This is a genomic window from Pantoea sp. SJZ147 (assembly GCF_007828605.1).
Taxonomy (GTDB): Bacteria; Pseudomonadota; Gammaproteobacteria; order Enterobacterales; family Enterobacteriaceae; genus Pantoea; species Pantoea allii.
In genome coordinates this window covers 1-25157 of record NZ_VIVB01000008.1, presented here as the reverse complement: position 1 = coordinate 25157, position 25157 = coordinate 1, and the positions used below count along the sequence as shown (strand labels likewise).

The window sequence follows — 25157 nt, the reverse complement described above, 5'->3', positions numbered from 1 at the left end:
AAGTAAATACATCCACAAATCCTTATAAAATTAATCATTGAGTCCTGTGTTAAAAAACCCTATATTGGCCGCGTTTTTAACACGAGCTCTAAATTTTATTCACTTATCCAACTGCAGCGTGATGCCACGCCCGGTTGTAGGAGAGATATGATGACGGATAAAGTCCGTATTGATAGTTTGAATGCGAATACATTAAACGGTAACAATGAGACTTATCTGGCCCGCCAGGCCGAGTTTGAATCAAATGTTCGAAGTTATCCGCGTAAATTACCGTTAGCGATTGCGAAAGCTAATGGTGTCTGGATCACAGACGTCGAGAACAAACAGTATCTTGACTGTCTTGCCGGTGCCGGAACGCTTGCGTTAGGTCACAATCACCCTGACGTACTGCAAAGCATCCAAAATGTCATTACCAGCGGCTTGCCGTTACATACTCTGGATCTGACCACGCCATTAAAAGATGCGTTCTCAGAATATCTGCTCTCCCTGTTACCGGGTCAGGGCAAAGAATATTGCCTGCAATTCACTGGGCCTTCCGGCGCAGATGCGGTCGAAGCGGCGCTCAAGCTGGCGAAGAAACACACCGGCCGTTCAGGTGTGATCAGCTTCTCCGGCGGTTATCACGGCATGACGCACGGTGCACTGGCTGTTACCGGCAACCTGTCACCTAAAGAAGCCGTCAATGGCATGATGCCAGAAGTCCAGTTTATGCCTTACCCGCATCTGTACCGCTGCCCGCTGGGCATTGGTGGTGACGCCGGTGTGAAAGCCCTGACCTACTACTTCGAAAACCTGATCAACGATGTTGAAAGTGGTGTCCGTAAACCTGCTGCTGTGATTCTTGAAGCGGTTCAGGGTGAAGGCGGCGTGAATCCGGCACCGGCTGAATGGCTGCAACGCATCCGTAAAGTGACGCAGGAGCACGGTATCCTGCTGATTCTGGATGAAGTTCAGGCAGGATTTGCCCGTACCGGTAAATTCTTCGCGTTTGAGCATGCCGGCATTGAGCCCGATATTATCGTGATGTCAAAAGCGGTAGGCGGCGGTTTACCGTTAGCCGTGCTGGGGATCAAAAAGCAGTTTGATGCCTGGTCACCGGGCCATCATACCGGCACGTTCCGTGGCAACCAGCTGGCGATGGCGACGGGCCTGACAACGCTGAAGCTGCTGAAAGAAAACAATATCGCTGACAGCGTCGCGGAAAAAGGTGAGTGGCTGAAAGGCAAACTTGGCGAACTGCAGCAACGCTATCCGGCCATCGGTAACGTGCGTGGTCTTGGCCTGATGCTCGGTATTGAAATGGTCAAGCCAAACGACGCGCAGGATCATATGGGCTGCTACCCGGCTGATGGTGATTTATCCGCTCTCATTCAGAAGAAATGCTTTGAAAATGGCCTGATCCTTGAGCGCGGTGGACGCCACGGCAGCGTATTACGTCTGCTGCCTTCCCTGCTGATCAATCATGATGAAATGCAGGTCTTCCTGGATAAATTTGAAAGCGCCCTGCTTGCCGCTGGCGTCGAAGCAGTTTGAGTGGAGTAAAGTCGATGTCACGGTCAAATCCAATTCTGGCGTCCTCAGTGCAAAGCACTGAGGCTTACCAGCAGGCTATCGCACAAAGCAGTGCGGCAGTCGTTAAGTGGCTGGAACAGCCTGAGATGTATCAGGGTAAAACGGTTGCAGAACTGCGCGAACGCATCAAGCTGGACTTTAATCCAGAGGGCCTGGGCAACCAGGTCGCCATCGAACGCGCGATTGAGTATTTCCTGAAAGACAGCCTGTCGGTGCATCATCCGCAGTGTGTTGCGCATTTGCATTGCCCTAGTCTGGTGATTAGCCAGGCGGCTGAAGTGCTGATTAACGCCACGAACCAGAGTATGGATTCGTGGGATCAGGCACCCTCTGCCACCCTCATTGAAATGAAGCTGATCGAATGGCTGCGTTCCCAGGTTGGCTATCAGGCGGGCGATGCCGGCGTGTTCACCAGCGGCGGAACCCAGAGCAATCTGATGGGTTTGATGCTGGCGCGTGACGCGTTCTTTGCCCGTCAGGGTCATTCTGTACAGCAGGACGGTCTGACTGGCGATCTCAGAAAGATCAAAGTCTTTTGTTCAGAGAATGCCCACTTCTCAGTGCAAAAGAACATGGCGCTGCTCGGCTTAGGCTATCAGTCCGTGACGTTGGTGAAATGCGATGCGTTTGCACGCATGGACATGACCGATCTGGCGGAGAAACTGGCACAGGCCAGGGCCAACAACGAACAGGTGCTGGCCATTGTCGCGACGGCAGGCACCACCGATGCCGGTGCCATCGATCCGCTGCGTGATATCGTCAAACTGGCCGCAGAACAACAAATCTGGGTGCACGTTGACGCGGCCTGGGGCGGCGCGCTGCTGCTGTCAGAGAAATATCGTCATTACCTGGATGGCCTGGACCTGGTGGATTCCGTGACGCTGGACTTCCACAAACAGTTTTTCCAGACCATCAGCTGCGGGGCGTTCCTGTTAAAAGAAGCCCGTCACTACGAGTTGATGCGCTATCAGGCTGCGTACCTGAACTCTGAGTTTGATGAAGCGCAGGGCGTGCCAAATCTGGTCTCAAAATCGTTGCAGACCACCCGCCGTTTCGATGCGTTGAAACTGTGGATGGGGCTGGAAGCCCTCGGCCAGAAACAGTATGCCGAGATCATCGATCATGGCGTAACCCTGGCACAGCAGGTCGCTCAGTTTATTGAGCAGCAAGATGCGCTGGAGTTGGTAATGAAACCACAGCTGGCGAGCGTGCTGTTCCGTTATCGTCCACAGCCGCTAACGGGCTGGAGCGATGCAGACGTTGCCCTGTTCAATCAGCGTATTGGTGATGCGTTGCTGGAATCGGGTCGCGCCAACGTTGGCGTAACCGAGCACAACGGTGTGACCTGTTTGAAAATGACGTTGTTGAATCCAACGGTCACGCTGGAGGATATCACTGTCCTGCTGGCGCTGCTGGAGAAAACCGCCGAGTCATTGCGCTAAGTGCGATAACCATCCGGTGACAGTGTCACCGGACGGTTGCTTTCTGCCAGACCTGCCTACTGCCATTATCGCCTTACCAACTGTCGCCGATATTAAAGTGGCATTTCCCCTGGTACCTGTTCCATTTTACTGGCTGACAACCGTGGCGTCGTCTGCTGTGTGCTCTGGAGACAACACGCTCATCCTGCATTGCAGCCCTCATGGACGTCCTGCAGGGTAAACCGTCTTCCCCTCGGTCTTTTTCAAAGCGAAGAGCCGGCAAGATGCCGATGTTGTGTATTCCTTTCCAGGCCCTGCCATCGGGAAAAACGCGCCAGGTCAATGCTCACCATCGCTGACGTCAATCATCTCTGAAACGCACCTGAAACAGTTCTGTTAACGCAGGAAGCATGATATAGCACTGCAAAAAAACGCCATCCTCCAATGGCTTCACGCAGCGATCTCTGTGGCCGAAAACAGCGAGTACTTCCGACCAACAGAGGATACTGTCCGTCTGTTAATTAGCGGAGGATGAAATGAAATACCGAATCTCAGGCCTGAAAGCCGATCCCTTTATCCATCTTTATGGACAGGATGAAGGCTATTTAAAACAACATGGGGTGATAAGAAAAAAGGTCGATAGTCATCCTGGCTATCCCGACAGAATTTCCCTGCGCGATATCCCGGCAGGCGAAACCGCGCTGCTGATTAATCATCTCTATCAGCCGGCACAAACGCCCTATTTTGGTTCTCATGCGATCTATCTTTGGGAAAACTGGACCCAGCAGGGAATTTACACAGATGAAATACCTGCGGTCATGACGCACCGGCTGCTTTCGTTACGGGGTTTTGATGGGCATGATTATCTGACACAAGCAGACATCTGTGAAGGAAGCGCCGCAGACGAGATGATAATGCGTTTTTTTGCCAACCCGGCGGTCTGCTATATCCAGGTGCACAATGCAAAACAGGGATGTTATTCCTGTCTGGTTGAGCGCATTACGTAACCTCTCTACCGCATCCGTGCAGCAGATCTTCAGGGCAAGCAGGGTTTATGTTCAGTAAACACTTGCGCCATGCAACGCCATCCCGCAGGATCAAGGTTTGACAGCATTAAGCGGAAAGACGATGAACGTTCACGCCTCTAAAGATCCCCTGCATGGCATTACGCTTGAAATGCAGGTCAACAGCCTGGTCGAACAGTATGGCTGGCCTGAACTGAGCAAGCGTATCAATATTAACTGTTTTAAAAGCGATCCCAGCGTAAAGTCCAGCCTGAAGTTTTTGCGCCGAACGCCCTGGGCGCGTGCCGAAGTGGAAGCGCTCTATCTGGCTTCATTGAGTGAATCTGAGCCGGATTCTACGCCCCCAGCCACTGATGATCCCTGGGCTAACTGGCGCGGCGATAAAACCTGATAATTTTTACCGCATTGTTTAGACGTAAAAAAAGCCCGCGTCATCAATGACGCGGGCTTCGTTTTTTCTCAATTACAGCATTACAGCGCCATATCGTGCTTAGCTGGAGCAGGTGCTTTTTCGCTTTTGGCGGCAGGTGCTTCAGTTGGCTGATTTCCCATCTGAATAACCGGTGGCTTGGTCAGCTGCAGCGTTGCTGCTGTTTCATCCCAAACCTGCTGCGTGAGCGCAGGATTGTCGTTAAGTTTCTGACCATAGGCAGGAACGATTTTACGGATTTTTTCCTGCCATTCTGCTGACTTGAATTGTTCAGGGAACAGTTTCTGCATCACATTGATCGCGATGGGCGCGGCGGTCGACGCGCCAGGCGATGCGCCCAACAAGGCGGCAACGGTTTTCTGCTGATCGGTCACGATTTCCGTACCCAGTTTCAGCACGCCGCCTTTCTCCGCATCTTTCTTGATGATCTGTACGCGCTGACCGGCCTGAATCAGTTTCCAGTCTTCTTTCTTCGCGTCAGGATAGTACTCTTTCAGCGCGGCGAAACGGTCATCATCGCTCAGCATAACCTGACCGATCAGGTATTTCACCAGGTCGAAGTTATCCATGCCCACGTGCGTCATCGGCATAAAGTTGCTGGTGGTCGTAGTGCTCAGTAAATCAAACAGCGAACCATTTTTCAGGAACTTGGTTGAGAACGTTGCAAAAGGTCCAAACAACACTACACGTTTACCATCAAGATAGCGGGTATCCAGATGCGGAACCGACATCGGTGGTGCACCTACCGACGCCTGGCCATAGACTTTCGCTAAATGGCGATCGGCAATGGCAGTGTTCTCTGTGACCAGGAAAGAGCCCCCGACCGGGAAACCTGCATAGTTGTCGGCTTCCGGAATACCGGTTTTTTGCAGCAGTTTAAGCGCACCACCACCTGCACCAATAAACACATATTTCGCGTCGACAGTACGTTCGCCGCCGTTTTTGGCGTCTTTGATGGTAACGTGCCAGGAATTATCACCGTTACGTTTGAAATCGGTCACTTCTGAAGAGGTTTCCAGACGGAAATTATCGTTCTTCTTCAGGCTGCCAATTAACTGACGGGTAATTTCACCGTAGTTAACATCGGTTCCCACTGGCGTCCAGGTTGCTGCCACTTTTTGTTGTGGATCGCGCCCTTCCATGACCAGCGGTGCCCACTGTTCAATCTGCTTGTGATCGGTTGAGAATTTCATGCCCTGGAACAGCACGGTTTTCTGCAGCGCAGCATAGCGTTTGGTCAGGTAATCAACGTTATCACCCCAGACGAAGCTCATATGCGGCGTTGAGTTAATGAACGAGCGCGGGTTATTTAACACGCCATCTTTAACCTGAGAACTCCAGAACTGGCGAGAAATCATGAATGCTTCATTGATTTCCAGTGCTTTGGTCACGTCGATAGAACCGTCTGCACGCTCGGGCGTGTAGTTCAGCTCCATGTTGGCAGAGTGGCCGGTGCCGGCATTATTCCAGCCATTAGAGGATTCCAGCGCAACACCATCAAGCTTCTCAACCATGATCTGTTTCCAGCCAGGCTGCAGCTCTTCCAGCAGGGTGCCCAGAGAGGCGCTCATGATACCGCCGCCGATCAGCAGGACATCTGTTTTTTCTGGTGAATTTTCAGCGTGGGTAACTGAAGAAACGAGTAACGCTGCAAGCGACAATGCAGGTACAAATTTAGTTGATTTAATCATTCGGGATCTACGATTTTTGTGGAGAACTGGTTAAAAAAAAGTCCCGAAATTTTAAAATATTGTTATTGCGTAGTTAATATGAAAATAGTTAAAAAATTAAAAGGCAGGATGGTGTAGTTAATTTAGTTACAAAAGGTTAACTTTGTTATCGATATATTTTAACCACACAATAAACGGGCGTTTCGCAATATTCAATGCCTTAACACAAATATTCTGTGTGAGGCTAAAAAACAATAATAAGAGCAGCTCCGGCCTTACTCTGCGTCTCTATTAGCCTGGCAGGCAGCCTGAAGGGCTTTTACAACTGTTTGCGAATAAACGCCGAATGGCTATTTACATTGTCTGGCAATAGCCTGCCGCTACGGGCACCGCTTAGTGACGGATCAGCGCGAGGTCGTCTTCGTTCAGCCCGGTCATTTTCATTACCGTCTCACGATCAAGGCCGCTTTGCAGCATTGTGCGGGCAATTTTCAGTGTCGCTTCGCGTTCCCCTTCAGAGCGGCCTTCTTCGCGACCCAGCTGGATGCCTTTTTCCATGCCTTTTTCAATCCCTTTTTGTTCAAGCTGTTGTGCAATGGTCATCAGTGCATCTCCGTGTTGCGGCACGCGATGTGCCAGTTCTCTTACCAACGCTTCAGCATCGGCGGTTTCGCCCGCCTGCACAATGTAGTGTATCAGCGATATGACCTGTGATGAAGAAAGATAGCCCGCCAGCAATACTGGGACCAGCTTATCCACCAACTCCGCTAAATCACGCTGGTGAATATGCTTCTGCAGCAGGGTTAGTGCCGCCATACTGCGGTGCTCAGCAATCTCCTCGTCAGGAATGATGGTGACATCCACCAGCGGGAACGCCTCGCCGTATAGCCTGCTGGCCAGCGCAGGATCGGGAAACTCATCCAGCCAGCGCGTGGAATAAGGATACGGGCTACGTTTACCGGTATAGAACAAGACCGGAATCACCAGCGGTAATGTTTTATGGCCGGCTTCAAGGTGGCGCTGCATCGCGGCCACAGCGTAACGCAGCAATCTGAATGCCATGTGCTTATCAGGTGAGGACTGATGTTCGATGAGCACATGGACGTAGCCATCGTCGCCATGGGTGGTTTTCAGGCTGTACAACACGTCACTGAAATATTGGCGTAGGTCATCTTCAACGAATGACCCTGATTCGAGTTTTAACGTGCGGAGGTCGCAAACCGCCCGTAATTCCGCAGGCAGGTGCAATTCCATAAAATCCCGCGCAATCTCTGGCTGTGTAAGAAACTGTCGGAAGGTCGCATCGTGAGGCGTGGGCGTCGTGTTTTTTTTCTTCATCTTTCCTGACTCTGAAATCGCATCCTGGTGTAAAGGGAACGCGCGAAAAACCGAATTTGTCGATTCATACAGACATTTTGCACAGCACACGCTGATTTACCTGCCATGCTGTCAGTAGGAGCCACAAGCGTTGCTCGTTATCATGCCAGACATACGCGGTAGAAAGCACGCTAACCGGCTTAATTTGCCGGATGTCAGGCTCAAACTGTACTGGTGCCACGACTTCGCGTATGTTGCACCGCGACCCTCAACACTTCTGATGCTCACTATGAATGTATCCCGGCCACACCGTTCGTCAAAAAAGCGCCCGATGAAGCTCAGCACCTTATCGTCACTGATGATGGCAGCCGTGCTGATGACCGTATTACTCAGCGTCCATCTGCTTTACTACATTCAAATCGATAATTTCACACGCTCGCATGTGAAAGATAAAGCGTTGGCGGTGGCACGGACCCTGGCTGACAGCCCTGAGATTCAGCAGGCGCTAACCCGGCCTGACGGCAGCGCTATTATCCAGCCTATTGCGCAGGCCACGCGTAAACGTAACGATTTGCTGTTCGTCGTGGTAACCGATATGCGCGGCATTCGTTTTTCTCACCCAAACCCTGAAGTGGTTAATCAGCACTTTGTCGGGGACGATATCAATCCGGCGCTGCGTGGCAGGGAAAATGTCGCGGTCAATCATGGCGTACTGGTTGAAGCACTCAGAGTCTTCACGCCTGTTTTTAATCAAGCGCATCAGCAAATTGGTGTGGTGGCGATAGGGATTTCTGTTAACGATGTCGCGGCGCAGATCGCCAAAAGCCGCTGGAATATCCTCTGGACGGTACTGTTTGGTGGCCTGGTTGGCATGCTCGGCATTTTAATCTTAGTGAAACGCCTGAAGCGCATCTTACTGGGATTAGAACCTTATGAGATCTCCAGCTTGTTTGAACAGCGTCAGGCTATTCTCGATTCCATCAAAGAGGGCGTGATTGCCGTTGACGATCAATCCCGCGTCAGCCTTATCAACCAGGCCGCTCAGCAGCTGTTAAAAGAAACCACCCGCGAAGCCTTTCTGAGCGGCGACCGCGTGCCGGAAAACGCACAAATGCTGGCCCACCTGCGCGAAGCATTACATGATGGTAAGGCCTCGTATGACGAAGAACTGAACGTACGGGGCAAAATACTGATCAGTAACACCGTGCCGGTGCGGAGCCGCGACAGCATTATCGGCGCGGTAAGTACCTTCAGGGATAAAACAGAAATCAGTCAGCTGATGCAGCGTCTTGATGGCATGGTAAACTATGTCGATGCACTGCGGGAACGCTCCCATGAGTTCATGAACAAACTCCATGTGATCCTTGGGCTGCTGCATATGAAAAACTATGCGCAGATGGAAGAGTACATTCTTAAAACGGCCAATAACTATCAGACAGAGATTGGCTCGCTGCTGCAGAAGATTAAGTCGCCTGTCATTGCGGGCTTCCTGCTGAGCAAAATTAACCGCGTGACCGATGAAGGCCATCAGTTGATCCTGAGCGAAGCCAGCTATCTGCCCGACAACGGCAGTGAGCAGCAAGTCGCCGCATTAATCACGGTGCTGGGGAATCTGATTGAAAACGCGCTTGAAGCGCTTGATCCGGAAGTGGAAGGGGAAATCCATGTCATGCTGCATTATCAAAACGGCTGGCTGTCATGTGAGGTCAGCGACGACGGCCCCGGAATTCCTGCCGATCAGATAGCCGCTATTTTCGAACGCGGCGTCTCTACCAAAGGTGAAGATCGTGGCGTTGGACTGTTTTTACTCAAGCAACAAACGGAAAGCCTGGGCGGTAACGTCAGCGTTGAATCCGAGCCGGGCGTGTACACCCAGTTCCTGGTTCAGCTTCCGTGGGAAAGAGGAAATATTAACGAATGATCAATGTGTTAGTTGTAGACGATGATGCCATGGTGGCCGAGCTGAACCGATGCTATATCGGGCAGATTGACGGTTTTACCTGCTGTGGCACTGCGTCCACCTTACTGCAAGCCAAAGAGCGACTGTTAAAGACAGATCCGGCCGTTGATCTTATTTTGCTGGATATTTATATGCAGCAGGAAAACGGACTGGACCTGTTACCCGAGCTGCGTAGTGCAGGTCGCCCGATTGACGTCATTATCATCTCTTCTGCTGCCGATGCGGCGACGATCAAAACGTCTCTGAATTATGGTGTCGTCGATTATCTGATTAAACCGTTTCAGTTTTCGCGCTTCGAAGAAGCCCTGACCGGCTGGCGCCAGAAAAAACGATTGATGGATAATCATCAGTTTTATCAGCAAGCCGATGTCGATCAGCTGTTGCACGGTAATCAGGCCAATGCCAACGAGACAAAACGTCTGCCAAAAGGGCTGACGCCGCAAACACTGCGCACCCTCTGTTTATGGATTGATGCGCATCCCGGTACAGAGTTCTCGACCGATGAGCTGGCAACCGAGGTGAATATATCGCGCGTATCCTGTCGTAAGTATCTGATTTGGCTGGCTCAGAGCAATATTTTATTTACCAGCATCCATTATGGTGTAACGGGTCGACCGGTTTATCGCTATCGTCTGCAACCTGAGTACCACGCGCTTTTACGCCAGTACTGTCAGTGATGAAGCTGATAGCTATTATCCAGTAAGGTGAAGCTGAAGTGGCGTTGTGACGAACAAATGACCTGCTTGTCGCGCGTCACGAAGATGGCTTCAATGTCAGGAAAGGTTTTCAGATAGTCGATGCCCTTTTCAACGCCCATGCCATAAATCAGCGTGGTGAAAATATCACCATCGATTGACTGGTCCGAAATAATGGTCACGCTAAGCAGTTCATTATCCAGCGGATAGCCGGTACGCCGGTCAAGAATATGGTGGTAACAGACGCCGTCCCGTTCGAAGTAACGTTCATAGATGCCGGACGTCACTACTGATTTGTTGACCACATGAATGACGCCAATCAGCGCATCCTGCGCTGCAAATGGAGTTTTCAGACCGATAGCCCATCCTTGCTGCGGCGCATCGCGTGGTGCGCCCAACGTCTGCACGTTGCCGCCAAGGTTAATCAGGGCACTGTCCACACCCTGCTGCTGCAAAAATGCCTGCACACGATCGGCGATGTAGCCTTTGGCGATCGCGCCTAAATCAATCTCCATCCCCGCTTTTTTCAGAAAGACTGCACGACTGTCAGCATCAAGCTCAACGTTCTCCGGATCGGTTAAGGGCAACGTCGCCAGCAAGGTCTTCCGGGCAGGAACGCTGTCGCCCTGAAAGCCAATCTTCCAACATTTTACCAGCGGACCAATCGCCAGATTAAAACTGCTGCCTGGCAACAGGCTGACCGTTAACGCTCGCTGAATCAAATCAAAGACGGGTTGACTGACGCTCACAGGATGCAGACCTGCAGCATGGTTAACAGCCATCACTTCGGAGTGCGCCCGGTTAACCGTCAGCAGATTCTCATACTGTTTAATTAACCTGAAAGCCTGAGCGGCAAGCTTTTCGTCATGATCAAACAGCTTAAGCAGAATGGGCGATCCCATCAGGACGGCAGAATAAGCATAAACTTGCGAATCGGTTTGCATAAGCGACACGGCCCTGAATGAAATAAAACCGGCATCTGCGTGCTGGCAGATGCCGGATGTCACGGCTTAACGTTTGGCGAAAGCCGCTGCGTTTGCGCCGGCCAGAATACCGAAGATGATGATATCCGCAACGGCGTTACCGCCGATACGGTTTGCACCGTGAATACCGCCGACGACTTCACCGCACGCCCAGGCACCGTTGATGGCCTGTTTGTCACTGTCAAGCACCGCCGTGGTGGTATCGATGGTGACACCGCCCATCGTATGGTGAACGCCAGGGGCGATACGAATGGCATGGAAAGGCCCTTCATTCAACGGATGGCGCAGCGCCGTCTGTCGGTCAAAATCGACGTCTTTCTGTTGCACAACAAACCCATTGTAGCGTTGCAATGTGTCTTCCAGCGTCTGATGCTCCATATTCAGTTTCACTGCCAGTTCACCGACGGTGGGAGCACTGATGACAAAACCTTTGGCAATATACTCATCAGCCGCTTTGTTATTCATACGGACCTGCTCGTCAAACACAATCCAGGCGCTTTTCTCTGGCAGCGCAATAATCTGTGCCGAGACTTTATCGCGGGTTTCCATTTCATTACAGAAACGCTGTCCCGCCTGGCTGACCAGAATGGCCCCACCGCCACGAATGGACTCGGAAACCAGATAGGACGTTGTCTGTTCAACCGTTGGGTGAATCTGAATTTCACCCATGTCCACGGTATCTGCGCCGATTTTTTGCAACATTGCGATGCCCGCGCCGGTGGCACCTTTATGGTTAGTGGTAACAAAACCATCCAGCTCAGGACGGTATTTGACCACCATTTCCCGGTTAGCGCTGAAACCGCCCGTTGCTACGATGACACTTTTCGCATTGAGGATGCGGCTGTCGTTGTATTCGTCCACCACTTTCACACCGCTGACCGCCCCATTTTCAAACAGGATTTCCTCTACGGCAGTTTCCAGCAACACATCGATGTTGCGGTTATTAATATTTTTCACCAGTCCACTGATCAGGAAGCCCCCTACCGCTGAGCGGTCGGCAGGACGGTGTGTACGGTCAATACTCATGCCACCGGTGATGGTAATGTCATTCAGTTCAATACCGTGATCAGCCAGCCAGTCAATTGCCTCGGGCGCCAAATCCACAAATTCGCGCAACAGGGTTGGGTTATTTTTAAATTTGCCGCCCTTGAGGGTTTCTTCATAAAACAGTTCTTTACTGTCTTCAATCCCTTTTAGTTTCTGAAAGCGCGTTTCAGCCGCGTTCATTCCGACAGACGCTTTAATGGTGTTGCCGCCGATAGTGGGCATTTTTTCAATGACAACCACTTTGGCGCCTTCATCATGAGCCTGAATAGCCGCAGCCAGCCCGGCACCACCACTTCCCACGACCACGACATCATACTGCTGCGGCGCGTTCGGATTGCCGCCCTCCTCAATCACATGGGCTTTGTTGGATGTGGTCATCGCACGTGAAACCGCTTTTTTCAGCGCCTCACTCTGCGTTGTGGCACCGGTGATAGCATCCACGTGCGGGCTGTTAGCCACCAAAATACGATTACGCAGGCTTTCAAACGTGGTGGTGAAGTCGACGTCGAGCGTATCGTCCGGCACCAGAGAAATATCCGTAATACGGTCGGTATCCAGCGTGACATTGATTTTCAGCTTCAGCGCCTCGGCCTCCACTTTCTCCTGATAAACCCCGGCTTTGTATTTACGTCCGGTTTCGCTCATGTCACGAATCATCGCGTCAACCAGCGAGAAGCGCCACAGCGGCTCAGGGATCAGTAACGCTTCACGTTTGTTACTGTCGATATAGAGTTCGAGGTGCTCATTATTGATGATGCGGTCTGTCCAGTCTGGATAAGCGATACAGGCTTTCCCGATCGCAACCAGGTCGTAGCCTTTTTCCAGCGCTTTCTCTGCATCTTCTTTGTTTACCACGCCGCCAACACCAATCACCGGCACTTTTGCCAGGGTTGCGGAGCGCATGGCGACGAACTTTTCAATGAGCGGCGTCGGATCGCGGGTATCTACGATTGACGGGCGCATGAGCTGTCCAACGGAAAAGTGAACATAATCCAGCCCGCGTGCCGCCAGCTTTTCCAGTAGGTACAGGGTATCTTCAAAGCGGATACCCGGGACTTCAATTTCTTCAGGGGAAAAGCGATAGCCGATAATAAAACCGTTATGCGCAAATCGCGCGGCCATTTTATGGGTGATTTCCAGGACTTCTAAGGGAAACCGGGCACGGTTATCGCGGCTGCCGCCCCACTTATCCTCGCGTTGGTTTGAATTGGGGGAGTAAAACTGCTGAATCAGATAGGTATTTGCACCATGGATTTCCACACCATCAAAACCGGCTTTGATGGCGCGGTTAACGGCATCACCAAACTTGGTGATCATGGTTTCGACTTCCTCAGCCGTTAATGCACGTGGTGTCGTTGCGCCTTCCCGCGGTGCGGCAATCGCGCTTGGAGCAACAGGCGTTTTACCGCCTATTAGCTCAGGCTCAACCATGCGACCACCATGATAGATCTGTAAAATCGCCGTCGATCCTTCTTGCTTGATGGCGTCAGCGATTCTCTTTAAACCCGGTATTTTGTTATCACTGTCGATGGCAATGGCACCTGGAAACGCGGGGCCATGCGGATCGATAAAGCAGCATTCAACAATGACCGTTCCGATACTGCCAGCACGGGCACGATAATATTCAACCAGTTCACTGGTGACGGTTCCGTCATAAAATCCCGTACAGGTTGTCATCGGTGCCATTATCAGGCGATTTTTTAAAACCGCGCCCCGCGGCAAAGTAATGGGATTGAGAATGGGGGTGAGTGTATTCATTGCGATTAACTCCAAAATTTCAAAAGCTGGGAATTTTTTTCGGACGCTATTTTATTAATAATTAAGTGGTCCGATGTCATGACACTAATATACCAATTATTTTAGTTTCATAAGCTATAATTTTAATTATTTAACTTTTAAATATTTCTGCCTGGCTATTTGCGAAAAACGAAATCGTAATGTATATTTATTGTTAACCAATAGTTAACTAAAATCAATTGAAAGCATAAAATTAAAAAATAACCAATAAAAACAACATATTAAAAAGTTATTTTTGTTAGCCGCCATTCAAAAAACCGCCAAAAAACCTTATTAATTAATATATTTAATCTATTTATACGTTATAAAAAATATGATTGTTAAAAAATTAAAAATATAATTTAACTTACTTGATCTGGATCAATATTTTATTTGGAATAAATCGCATCATATCGACATGACCTCTTAAAGTTTCTGCATCGCATTCGTGGAAACGCTTAAAAAATATAAAGCATCACGGTTTATTCGCATAAACAAGAATAAAAAGACAAGTATTGATGAATAGCCGGGACGCAGATCGAATTATCCTTAACACGTAGAAAAATACTATGAAAACACTCTCAAACGTCAAAGAGCCCCCAAAAGCAGCCCCTGCAGCTGCGGGCAAAAATAAAGCGCTGATGTTAATTCTACCGATTGTGGTAGCCGTGCTTTTATTACTTGTTCCCGTGCCATCAGGTCTTGAGCCTTATGCATGGCACTTCTTTGCCATCTTCGTTGGCGTTATCGTCGGGCTGATTTTTGAACCGCTACCCGGCGCAGTAATTGGCCTGACCGGGGTGGTCGTCATTGCCCTGTTCAGTCAGTTTCTACTTTTTAGCCCGGCAGAGCTGGCCAATCCCAAATTTAAGCTGGCCACCGAGTCATTCAAATGGGCAGTGAGTGGCTTTGGTAACTCAACGGTGTGGCTGATTTTCGGCGCATTTATGTTTGCCGCCGGCTATGACAAAACCCAGTTTGGTCGACGTCTGGCACTGATTCTGGTGAAATACCTGGGCCGCCGGAGTTTAACCCTGGGCTATGCCATTACCTTCGCTGACTTACTGCTGGCCCCTTTCACCCCGTCTAATACGGCGCGCAGTGGCGGCACCATTTATCCCATCATAGCTAACCTGCCACCGCTGTATGGTTCAAAACCCAATGATCCCAGTGCGCGTAAAATTGGATCTTATCTGATGTGGGTTGCTATCACTGCCGCCTGTATCACCAGCTCTATGTTTCTGTCTGCTCTGGCTCCCAACCTGCTCGCCCTTGCGTTAGTCAAAAGCGTTATTGGTTTTGATATTTCATGGGGAATGTGGTTCCTTGCCTTTCTGCCACTGGGTCTGCTGCTGATTCTGACGATGCCGCTGCTGGCGTACTGGTTCTACCCGCCGGAAGTGAAAGTGAATGATGAAGTGCCTCGCTGGGCCATCGCTGAGCTGGAAAAACTGGGTAAGCTGACCCGCAATGAAATTCTGTTACTGGTGTTTGTGGTCTGTGCGCTGCTGATGTGGATTTTTGCCACCGCCTGGATCGAACCGGCGATGGCAGCCCTGCTGGTCATTATCCTGATGCTGTGGACCGGCGTTCTCAACTGGAATGACATCACCAGCAATAAAGCCGCCTGGAACACCTTTGCCTGGTTTGCCACGCTGGTTGCCCTGGCTGATGGTTTAGCCCGTGTAGGCTTTATCGCCTGGCTGGGCAAAGAAGGGGGAATGTTGCTGCAAGGGTACGACCCACAAATATCCGCTGTGGTACTGCTGATTGCCTTCTTCCTCTTGCACTATCTGTTTGCCAGTACCACCGCGCACACTACCGCGTTGCTGCCTGCCATGTTGACCATTGCGGCCTCAATTCCAGGTATCAATATGCCGGTGTTCTGCCTGATGCTGTGTACTTCGCTGGGTGTCATGGGCATCATCACACCTTACGGTACTGGTCCAAGCCCCATTTATTACGGCAGCGGCTACTTACCGACAAAAGATTACTGGCGGTTGGGTACCATCTTTGGCGCTATCTTCCTGATTGCTATGATGCTAATCGCCTATCCCTGGATGGTGTGGATGTTCTGATGGTGCCAAATGCAATTCGACGCGTCATAAGATAACATGCCAACACTTGCCAGCCTGTGTTAAAGGCTGGCAAGCATAATAAACAACTCATTCGCCTTTGATGTTGCTCCTGTCAGCCTGCCTTAATGGAGCCAGCACGTCATTAAGTGAGATACTATGTCGAACAAACCTTTTTTTTATCAGAACCCCTTTCCTCTTACCCACGAGGACACCGAATACTATCTGCTCAGCCCTGATTATGTTTCCGTTGCTGAGTTTGACGGCCAGTCCATCTTAAAAGTGGATCCACAGGCATTGACCCTGTTGGCACAACAGGCATTTCATGATGCCTCTTTTATGTTGCGCCCCGCCCACCAGCAGCAGGTGGCGTCAATTCTGGCCGATCCTGAAGCCAGCGATAACGATAAGTACGTTGCGCTGCAGTTTTTACGCAATTCAGAGATTGCGGCTAAAGGTGTATTGCCCACCTGTCAGGACACGGGCACGGCCATCATTATGGGGAAAAAAGGCCAGCGAGTCTGGACCGGCGGGGGTGATGAGGCGGCGCTGTCACAAGGTATCTACAATACCTATATCGAAGATAACCTGCGTTACTCGCAAAACGCCGCGCTGGATATGTACAAAGAAGTGAATACCGGCACCAACCTTCCGGCGCAGATTGACCTGTACAGCGTGGACGGTGATGAATACAAATTCCTTTGTATTGCCAAAGGCGGCGGTTCCGCAAACAAAACGTATTTGTATCAGGAAACCAAAGCGCTGCTCAGCCCGGGCAAGTTGAAAAATTATCTGGTTGATAAAATGCGCACGCTGGGTACGGCGGCTTGTCCTCCTTACCATATCGCCTTTGTGATAGGTGGCACCTCTGCTGAAAGTACGCTGAAAACCGTAAAGCTGGCCTCGACCCATTACTACGATGGCTTGCCAACAGAAGGTAACGAGCATGGTCAGGCGTTCCGTGATGTTCAGCTTGAGCAGGAGTTACTGGAAGCGGCGCAGCAGCTTGGGCTGGGAGCACAGTTTGGCGGCAAATATTTTGCGCATGACATCCGCGTAGTCCGCTTGCCTCGCCACGGCGCATCCTGCCCCATTGGCATGGGTGTTTCATGTTCCGCCGACCGCAATATCAAAGCAAAAATCAACCGCGACGGTATCTGGATTGAAAAACTGGAAACCAATCCGGGGCGCTTTATCCCTGAAGCATTGCGCAAACAGGGCGAAGGTGAAGTGGTTCATATCGACCTGAACCGTCCAATGAATGAAATCCTTGCTCAGCTTTCGGAATACCCGGTTTCAACGCGTTTGTCTCTGACCGGCACCATTATTGTTGCCCGCGACATTGCGCATGCCAAATTAAAAGAACGTATTGATAACGGCGAAGGGCTGCCACAATACATTAAAGATCACCCGGTCTATTATGCTGGCCCGGCAAAAACACCGGAAGGCTATGCGTCGGGTTCACTGGGCCCAACCACCGCAGGCCGTATGGATTCCTATGTCGACCTTCTGCAGGCCAATGGCGGCAGCAAAGTCATGCTGGCAAAAGGCAACCGTAGCCAGCAGGTCACCGATGCCTGTCATAAACATGGCGGTTTCTATCTTGGCAGTATTGGTGGACCCGCTGCCGTTCTGGCGCAACAGAGCATCAAGAGTCTGGAGTGCGTGGAGTATGCAGAGCTGGGAATGGAAGCCATCTGGAAAATTGAGGTAGAGAATTTCCCGGCCTTCATTCTGGTTGATGACAAAGGAAATGACTTCTTCCAGCATATTGAACGTGAACACTGCTCGCGCTGTGTGAAATAAGCTTACGCAGTCAGCAATACAAAACGGCCCCTGTTACGGGGCCGTTTTTTTTAATCGCGCTGCAGGCGATGCATTGCGTCGCTTATTCTTTCATCACCTTCGGTCAGCTCGATAATTTTGTGTGAAATTTGCGGTGTTTCGACCAGCGCCACCAGCGTGGCGGCTACGTCCTCGCGCGGGACCGACCCGTAAGGGATAGCTAAATCTGCACGTACCCTGCCCGTGCCCGCAACATCGGTTAACGTACCGGGCCGAAGAATAACCCAGTCAAGCGCGCTTTCAACTAAACGCACATCGGCAAGTCGCTTCACGCGCATATAGTTCTCGAATCCCTCGGAGGTTTTTTCACCACGACCGGCATCCGGGAAGGCCGAAACCAGCATAAAGCGCTTCACATGGGCTTTTTCTGCTGCGTCGACGGCGAGAGCCAGGCCCTCACCATAAATGGCATTAGTCAGTTCAATGCCCGCGCCACCCGCGCCCGCGCTAAAAATCACCACTTCATGATGTGCCATCTTTTGCGCCAGTTGGTCCACAGTCAGTTGCTGAATGTCGCCAGCCACAGGAACAGCACCCGCTAACTTAAGTGCTTCGGCCTGCTCGGGTTTGCGATGCAGTGCAGAAACCGCATGTTGCTTAGCACTGAGCTGCTTCGTCAGATGAGAGCCGACTTTGCCAGCTGCGCCAATAATAAAACATGTCGTCATCATTCTGCTCCTTATCTCACATCAGTCAGACAATCAGTATAGACATAAGCACAACGATAAATGAGCGCCGGATAAGGCGCTCTGTAAGGCGTTATGACGGAATGATTTTCTCTTGCTTCAGCTTATCGAAAAGCTGAATAAACGCGTCCAGAGTACTCCGGTAGCCGGTGAAGCCCGCTTTGCGACTTTTGCTCATGTCAGTAAAGGCTTCCATTGGGCGGCCCAGATCGGCATCGGTGTGCCACCAGGAAGCCAGTCGGGTAATATCTTTCTCACGCAGGTTCTCGCGCTGGGCAAGTTCCTGCCATACACTGGCGGCCTCCTGCATGCGCCCGTCAAGCGGCATCATCTTCGCCGGATAATCTGCGGCCTCTACACCAAAATACTCAGCCAGTTTTGGCCACATCCAGTTCCAGCGGAAAACGTCACCGTTCACCGCGTTAAAATCCTGATTAGCGGCAGCCGGGCTGGTCGCGGCCCACGCGAGTTGCTCCGCCAGAAGGCCAGCGTCGGTCATGTCAACCACGCCATTCCACTGCTCAGGCGAGCCAGGGAAGATAAATGGCCAGCCTTTCTCTTTACACAACGTCGCATAGACGGCGAGGGTTTGCCCCATGTTCATGGCATTCCCCAGCGCATAACCAATGATGGTGTGCGGACGATGTACGCTCCAGCGATAGCCATACTTGTCTGCGCCAGCAAAGACTTCGTCTTCTTGCGCATAATAGAAATTGTCTACCGGCTGACGGCCTTGTTCTTCACGGAAAGGTGTTACCGGAACGGCTCCTTTCCCGTAAGCTTCAAATGGCCCCAGATAGTGCTTAAGGCCCGTCACCAGCGCCACATGGGCACCCTGCAATCGTTCGCCGAGTGCTTCGATAACGTTGCGAATCATGCCGCCATTAACACGAATATTCTCTTTTTCCGTATCCTGTCGTGCCCACACGCTGAAGAAAACCGCATCGGGTTTGATCGCTTTTAGTGCCGCCCGTACGGCTTCAGGATCGGTGAGATCGGCCGTTAAGCTGCTGCAGCCTTCGGGCACTGCGCCGCGGCCGCGCGACAGTCCGCTGACCTGCCAGCCCTCATTGTGTAGTCTTTCAGCTAACGCCCGACCGATCACGCCACTAATGCCGACAATCAAAGCCTGTTTTTGCATGTTAATTCTCCTCGTTTTACGTAATGCTAAGGGTAATAGAGAATTTCATTCCCATTTCGGGTAATAATTCACACCATTATCAACCTGAGTTCATCAATCATGCACGATCAACGTTTGAAGGACATTGTCCCTTTTGTGGCCAGCGTAGAAAGCGGAAGTTTTACCGCTGCCGCTGCGCGTTTACATGTTACCGGCTCAGCCGTAAGCAAAAGCGTCAGCCGGCTGGAGACGCGTCTGGGATCGCGCCTGCTTGAACGCACAACCCGTAAACTGCAACTGACCGATGCGGGCAGCGCCTATTACCAGACCTGCTTACGTATTATGGAAGAGCTGGCTGAAGCGGAAGCCGTACTGGCAGCGCAACGTATTATTCCTTCTGGACGTCTGCGGCTTGCGGTACCTCATACTTATGGTCGACTGAATGTGATGCCGTTGCTGATTCCGTTTTGTCAGCAACATCCTGAACTTGAGTTGAGAATGCGTTTTTCGGATCGCTTCACCGATCTGTTTGATGAAGGGATTGATGTTGCGGTCAGAATTGGGGGATCAGACGATTTGCCTGCCTCAATGGGCTGTCGTCACATCGGACGTGAACGAATGGTGTTTTGTGCTTCGCCTGACTGGCTGGCGCGCGAAGGGCGGCCGCAAAGCGAACAGGCGCTGATGCAGCATCGGGCGATCCTGTATGAACGTGCCGATAATACGCCAAAGCCGTGGTTGTTTACCGGCAAAGACGGACATACCTACTGGCGCGACGTGCCTTTTCGCATGGCACTGGCTGATGTGGATGCGCAACTTCAGGCAGTCATTGCCGGGTTGGGCGTCGCGCAAATGCCATCGTGGCTGGTGGAGCGCGCCGTCGCACGTGGTGAACTGGAAATCGTATTACCACAACTGCAACCTGATGGTCTGCCGCTGAGTGTCATTTGGCCACGACGTAAACAGCTCCTGCCCAAAGTGGATGTGTTATTAACGGCATTAACCCAGTTGACCATTCGTTGATCCTGTCAGCACACGATGTCTCCGTTGCCACATTGCCAGGCGGGTTTATGCCGGCCCTTTCAGAAATGGACAAAACACGTTATCTCATCATCTTTCAGTCTTTTCTGGCGTTTCCAGTGGTGTTCATTACCGAGTGGCGCTAACTTACGGGATAGCAGACCGCTCAGACGAAAGGACAAACGCGATATGGCATGGGAAGGATTGAGCGGTACAGGTAGCAGAGGCAGTGAACGCTTTTCCGATCCCCACAGGTTATTCCTGGCTGTGAACGGTTGAGTTTATGCTGACGCTGCTCTGTCGCCTGATGATACTGGCTGGAATGGCGCTCACGCAGGCGGGATGCGCTCGCTCAGATGCGTTGTGGGCGGTGACGGACAACCTTTGCATGGTGAACTATCAGTACACCGGCCATCCCTCCCCTTGCCAGCAAGTTTATATTCCAAAAGGAAAACAGCAGGGTTTCACCCTGATTCAAAACCCACGCTATCCCTATCATTTCATTCTGGTTCCCACGATTCCGATGTCCGGTATTGAAAGCCCGTTGCTGTCGGTGCGTAACCGACCAGACTATTTTGGCTACGCCTGGCTGATGCGTTATCAGTTAACGTCGGTATACGGCAGGCCGGTGCCCGAAGACAGGCTCGGGATGGCGATCAATTCAGCCTGGGGCCGCAGCCAGAATCAATTACACATCCACCTCACCTGCCTGCGAGAAGATGTTTACAGGCAGTTGAAGGCCGAGCGTCCCTATATTCAGGATGCGTGGCATCCCCTGCCCGATAAGCTGCTTACTCACACCTACTACGCCCGTCGTGTGCTGCAACCCACAGCCATGGGCATTTATCCCATTGTCTCTGTTGCCAGCCACTTTCGCCTGTCGCCCCCTATGCTGGCGGAATATGGTATCGCCTTGGTGCCAACGACCTTCTGGGGTGAAAAAGGCTTTATCCTGCTGGCAACCCGCCGCGGCTGGGATAAGGGCAACAGAGCATCAGTTGAGTCTTTGCTGGACAAGGAATGCCGTATTCTGCGCGGTCTTGTTTTGCCGCCCGCGGTCAGCGTCAGTCCATCATCGGGTCGCACTGACGATTTCCCCTAAACCTTAACCGGGCTTTCATCTTAACGACGGCGTAAATCCTCAAGAGGCACAATCCTGCCGCAGGCGCTCAGCACTTATCCGGGAAGTCGTTAGAACAAATTGCATAAAAAGTGAATTTTTTCATTTTGTAACTTTAACGTTATGTTACTTCGTATTTTTGCTGCCATGATTCACCAGGTTACTTATTGAAATGTGTTGGTCACTCAACCCTTACTATTGCTACAGGGAAAATCACATGTCACAACGGTCACTTCAGGCACTGTGTCTGATGAGTTTTTTTCTGGCCGACGTCAGAGACGGTCTGGGACCCTTTTTAGGCATTTTTTTGACAGAGCGCCACTGGAGCCCGGATGAAATAGGCCTGGTGATGACGTCGGGCGGCATCGCCGGCCTTCTGTCAACCTTACCCGCTGGCGTGGTGGCGGATGCGACGCGGTATAAACGACTTGTCATACTGGTCGGATGCATCGTCATTACCGTTGCCACTTTATTGCTCTGGTACAGCGATCAGTCCTGGACAGCGATCATTTCACAAATCGTTGCGGGTATTGCTGCCGCCTTTATTGGCCCAACCGTAGCAGGGATAACGCTGGGTTTGACCGGACAAAAGGGATTTAACCACCAGATGGGCCGCAATGAGGCCTACAACCATGCAGGAAACACGCTGGCGGCTGTCCTGGCAGGATTTGCAGCCTGGAAATGGGGGCTGGGGGCGGTATTTATTTTAATGATGATCATGGCCGTCTTTGCAGCTATCGCGACAATGGCGATCCGGGGGCAGGATATCAATCATGAGGTGGCGCGCGGATTAGAAGATAATCAGTCGCACAAGCCTACTCTGAGCCTGTGGATACTGGCACGTAAACCGGCACTGTTGATTACCGGCCTGACTTTACTGCTGTTTCATCTGGCCAACGCCGCCCTGCTGCCCATGCTGAGTATGCGCGTTGCCTCCTCTACCGGACCACATGCGGTTGACCCCGGCTTATATGCTGCGGCGACCGTGGTGATTTCCCAACTGGTCATGATCCCGGTAGCGATTTATGTCTCACGACGCGTGGATAAAATTGGCTATCGCCATTTAATTATGACCGCCCTGTTAATGATGCCGCTTCGTGCGCTTATTGCTGCAGAATTTCCGGAAACGTTATTTGTGATCCCCGTGCAAATCCTCGATGGTATCGCGGCCGGCATCCTCGGCGTTGCCGTCCCGGGTTATATTGTGTCGCTGCTGCGAGGAAGCGGGCACGTTAACGCCGGTCAGAGCGTGGTGATGCTGATGCAAGGCGTTGGCGCATCAATGAGCCCGGCGATGACCGGACTGATCGTGGCGCGCTATTCCTACAGCATTGCCTTTAGCGCATTAGGTTGCATCGCCCTGGTGGCGTTACTGCTGTGGTGGAGCAGCGGACGAACACCGGCTGCAAAACCGGCATAAATCAAATCGATCTGCCAGCGCCTTTGCTGGCAGATCGATGAACCCCTACCCATGACGTTATCCGCGACTCACCGTGCTTCTGTGACAGCATTGATGTGCATAAAATGGCATTTACACCGCCCAAAACATCTCAATATGTAAACAAAAGTAAAAGATAATGTATGGCTATCTCTTTTATACAACAGTCTTTTTTGCTGATTACTTGCAAAAAATTACATTCATGTACTATGTTTTCTCGCTGCGGTTAAGAACGCTCTATCATTAATGTAACTGGCCTCTTATAGCTTTCACTTCCTTTTTTTCCGTTAACCTCGCTGACTGGCTGCGAAAGCTATAGGTCGTCTTCATTTAAGTAGTATGAGGAAAATATGGATACTAATCGTTCATCGTCACCCAGGCCTAAAAAACATTTCTGGAATAAAAAACCAAAAAAGCTCACGTTCGATGACATCACCGTTATCGATAACGGAATGTTGAAACGTGCTGTCGGTGCAGCCGCATTAGGCAATGCCATGGAGTGGTTTGACTTCGGTGTTTACAGCTATCTGGCTGTCATCATCGGCAAAGTTTTCTTCCCCGATGCCAATACGGCCATCCAGTTAATCGCTACATTTGGTACTTTTGCCGCAGCCTTTTTGGTGCGCCCGCTGGGCGGTATGGTATTCGGTCCCCTGGGCGACCGCATTGGGCGCCAGAAAGTGCTGGCGATAACCATGATAATGATGTCGATAGGCACGTTCTGCATCGGCATCATCCCGTCCTATGCCTCAATCGGTATCATGGCGCCAATCCTTCTGCTGGTTGCAAGACTTGTTCAGGGATTTTCTACAGGGGGAGAATATGGCGGTGCAGCAACCTTTATCGCTGAATATTCAACTGATAAACGCCGTGGTTTCATGGGCAGCTTCCTGGAGTTCGGGACCTTAGGCGGTTATCTGCTGGGTGCCTGCCTGGTGACGGTTATGACGACCGTTATCTCGCCTGAAGCCATGATGTCATGGGGCTGGCGCGTGCCCTTCTTTATCGCCGCACCACTGGGTTTGTTCGGCCTGTATGTCCGTCTGAAGCTCGAAGAAACACCGGCCTTCAAGCAACACATGCAAAAACAGGAGGAGCTGGAGCAAAGTAAACCCCGTCTGACGCTCCTCAAGATGTTAAGCAAGCACCGCGTGCCAATGATGAAGTGTATTGGGCTGGTCCTGTTGTTTAACGTTTCAAACTATATGCTGACCTCATACATGCCCAGCTACCTTACTGGCGTACTGGGTTTACCCGAACTCAGCGGACTGCTGCTGGTGATGGTGGTGATGTTTGTCATGATGCCGCTGACACTCATGTGGGGCCGCTGGACCGATCGCATTGGTCGTCGTCCTGTGATTGGTTTTGGTGCGGTAGGACTGATCCTGCTCGCGATTCCTAGCTTTATGTTGATCGGTACACATAACATGTGGGCCGTTTTTGCCGGGCTGCTGATATTGGGCATATTACATACCTGCTTTAGTGGCACCATGCCTTCAACGCTCCCTGCGCTCTTTACCACTGATATTCGTTACAGTGCTCTGGCGATTGGCTTTAATCTTTCGGTCTCGCTGTTTGGTGGTACCACACCTTTACTGACCGCATGGCTGGTTGATACGACGCAGAACACCATGATGCCCGCTTATTACATGATGGTCGCCGGCGTTATTGGGTTGCTGACGATTCTGACAGTTCGGGAAACGGCCCGTAAACCATTAAGTGGCTCTTCTCCCGCCGTGGCAAGTGAAGCCGAAGCCCATAGCCTGATCAGTAAACTGGATAAAAAGCCTGATCCCAGTCAGACAGCGTCAGCTGACGCGAAATAAGCTGTCGATCTCGATAAAAACACCCTGTCCGCAGGGTAATGCTGGTCACTTAAGGTGACCAGCCTTTTTTTTATCGGCATATTTCCGGGATCTTATTCGCAGCTCCCGCGGATAACTTCGTTCTCTTCGCC

The 25157-nt window shown here is 51.3% G+C and carries 18 protein-coding genes; 12 read left to right on the top strand and 6 right to left on the bottom strand.

Annotated features, from left to right (window positions below; translation table 11 throughout):
- The first annotated feature begins 150 nt into the window (after positions 1–150).
- The 4 genes from FBY13_RS12700 to FBY13_RS12685 all read left to right on the top strand — a co-directional run bounded on the left by FBY13_RS12700 (position 151) and on the right by FBY13_RS12685 (position 4409).
- On the top strand, positions 151–1533 hold the full coding sequence (locus tag FBY13_RS12700; protein ID WP_063877053.1) for a diaminobutyrate--2-oxoglutarate transaminase: 1383 nt from the start codon (positions 151–153) through the stop codon (positions 1531–1533).
- Between the two features lie 14 nt (positions 1534–1547).
- Positions 1548–3014 (top strand): aspartate aminotransferase family protein, encoded by a 1467-nt coding sequence (locus tag FBY13_RS12695; protein ID WP_145394326.1) that lies wholly within the window; start codon positions 1548–1550, stop codon positions 3012–3014.
- Positions 3015–3529: 515 nt separating this feature from the next.
- Positions 3530–4000, top strand: coding sequence for a DUF1203 domain-containing protein (locus tag FBY13_RS12690; RefSeq protein WP_145394325.1), 471 nt, complete (start codon positions 3530–3532; stop codon positions 3998–4000).
- Positions 4001–4121: 121 nt separating this feature from the next.
- Positions 4122–4409, top strand: a complete 288-nt coding sequence (locus FBY13_RS12685; RefSeq protein ID WP_145394324.1) for a VF530 family DNA-binding protein — start codon at positions 4122–4124, stop codon at positions 4407–4409.
- 80 nt (positions 4410–4489) lie between these two features.
- Here the strand turns inward: FBY13_RS12685 and mqo are convergent, their stop codons facing one another.
- Both mqo and FBY13_RS12675 read right to left on the bottom strand, forming a co-directional pair.
- Entirely contained in the window at positions 4490–6139 is a 1650-nt protein-coding gene (gene mqo / locus FBY13_RS12680; RefSeq protein WP_145394323.1) for a malate dehydrogenase (quinone), read from the bottom strand.
- Between the two features lie 372 nt (positions 6140–6511).
- On the bottom strand, positions 6512–7456 hold the full coding sequence (locus FBY13_RS12675; protein WP_145394322.1) for an Rpn family recombination-promoting nuclease/putative transposase: 945 nt from the start codon (positions 7454–7456) through the stop codon (positions 6512–6514).
- A 259-nt stretch (positions 7457–7715) separates the two neighbouring features.
- On the opposite strand from FBY13_RS12675, the gene FBY13_RS12670 reads away from it, so the two are divergent.
- Both FBY13_RS12670 and dcuR read left to right on the top strand, forming a co-directional pair.
- Positions 7716–9356: a sensor histidine kinase gene (locus FBY13_RS12670; protein WP_145394321.1), complete on the top strand. Its 1641-nt coding sequence runs from the start codon at positions 7716–7718 to the stop codon at positions 9354–9356.
- Positions 9353–10072, top strand: a complete 720-nt coding sequence (gene dcuR / locus FBY13_RS12665) for a two-component system response regulator DcuR (protein ID WP_063877047.1) — start codon at positions 9353–9355, stop codon at positions 10070–10072. The genes FBY13_RS12670 and dcuR overlap by 4 nt, the downstream gene beginning before the upstream one ends.
- Here the strand turns inward: dcuR and FBY13_RS12660 are convergent.
- Together FBY13_RS12660 and FBY13_RS12655 are read right to left on the bottom strand one after the other, a co-directional pair.
- Positions 10066–11034, bottom strand: a complete 969-nt coding sequence (locus FBY13_RS12660; RefSeq protein ID WP_145394320.1) for an FAD:protein FMN transferase — start codon at positions 11032–11034, stop codon at positions 10066–10068. The two genes, dcuR and FBY13_RS12660, sit on opposite strands and share 7 nt — an antisense overlap.
- Positions 11035–11100: 66 nt before the next feature.
- Positions 11101–13878: a flavocytochrome c gene (locus tag FBY13_RS12655; RefSeq protein WP_145394319.1), complete on the bottom strand. Its 2778-nt coding sequence runs from the start codon at positions 13876–13878 to the stop codon at positions 11101–11103.
- A 587-nt stretch (positions 13879–14465) separates the two neighbouring features.
- Here FBY13_RS12655 and FBY13_RS12650 point away from each other — a divergent pair.
- A complete protein-coding gene (locus FBY13_RS12650; protein WP_063877044.1) occupies positions 14466–15974 on the top strand; it encodes a DASS family sodium-coupled anion symporter in 1509 nt (502 codons plus the stop codon).
- Between the two features lie 156 nt (positions 15975–16130).
- Positions 16131–17777, top strand: coding sequence for a class I fumarate hydratase FumA (fumA, locus tag FBY13_RS12645; RefSeq protein WP_096011710.1), 1647 nt, complete (start codon positions 16131–16133; stop codon positions 17775–17777).
- A 50-nt stretch (positions 17778–17827) separates the two neighbouring features.
- Here fumA and FBY13_RS12640 read toward each other — a convergent pair whose 3' ends face one another.
- Both FBY13_RS12640 and FBY13_RS12635 read right to left on the bottom strand, forming a co-directional pair.
- Entirely contained in the window at positions 17828–18484 is a 657-nt protein-coding gene (locus FBY13_RS12640; protein ID WP_145394432.1) for an SDR family oxidoreductase, read from the bottom strand.
- A gap of 91 nt (positions 18485–18575) precedes the next feature.
- Positions 18576–19643 carry an SDR family oxidoreductase gene (locus FBY13_RS12635; protein ID WP_096011708.1) on the bottom strand — a complete coding sequence of 356 codons (1068 nt, stop codon included), beginning with the start codon at positions 19641–19643 and terminating at the stop codon, positions 18576–18578.
- A 99-nt stretch (positions 19644–19742) separates the two neighbouring features.
- Here FBY13_RS12635 and FBY13_RS12630 point away from each other — a divergent pair, with 99 nt between their 5' ends.
- The 4 genes from FBY13_RS12630 to proP all read left to right on the top strand — a co-directional run bounded on the left by FBY13_RS12630 (position 19743) and on the right by proP (position 25026).
- On the top strand, positions 19743–20645 hold the full coding sequence (locus FBY13_RS12630) for a LysR family transcriptional regulator (RefSeq protein WP_145394318.1): 903 nt from the start codon (positions 19743–19745) through the stop codon (positions 20643–20645).
- 280 nt (positions 20646–20925) lie between these two features.
- Positions 20926–21744 (top strand): CDP-diacylglycerol diphosphatase, encoded by an 819-nt coding sequence (locus FBY13_RS12625; RefSeq protein WP_145394317.1) that lies wholly within the window; start codon positions 20926–20928, stop codon positions 21742–21744.
- A gap of 235 nt (positions 21745–21979) precedes the next feature.
- Positions 21980–23182, top strand: a complete 1203-nt coding sequence (locus tag FBY13_RS12620; protein WP_145394316.1) for an MFS transporter — start codon at positions 21980–21982, stop codon at positions 23180–23182.
- A gap of 368 nt (positions 23183–23550) precedes the next feature.
- Positions 23551–25026, top strand: a complete 1476-nt coding sequence (proP, locus tag FBY13_RS12615; RefSeq protein WP_109717738.1) for a glycine betaine/L-proline transporter ProP — start codon at positions 23551–23553, stop codon at positions 25024–25026.
- Positions 25027–25157: the final 131 nt, after the last annotated feature.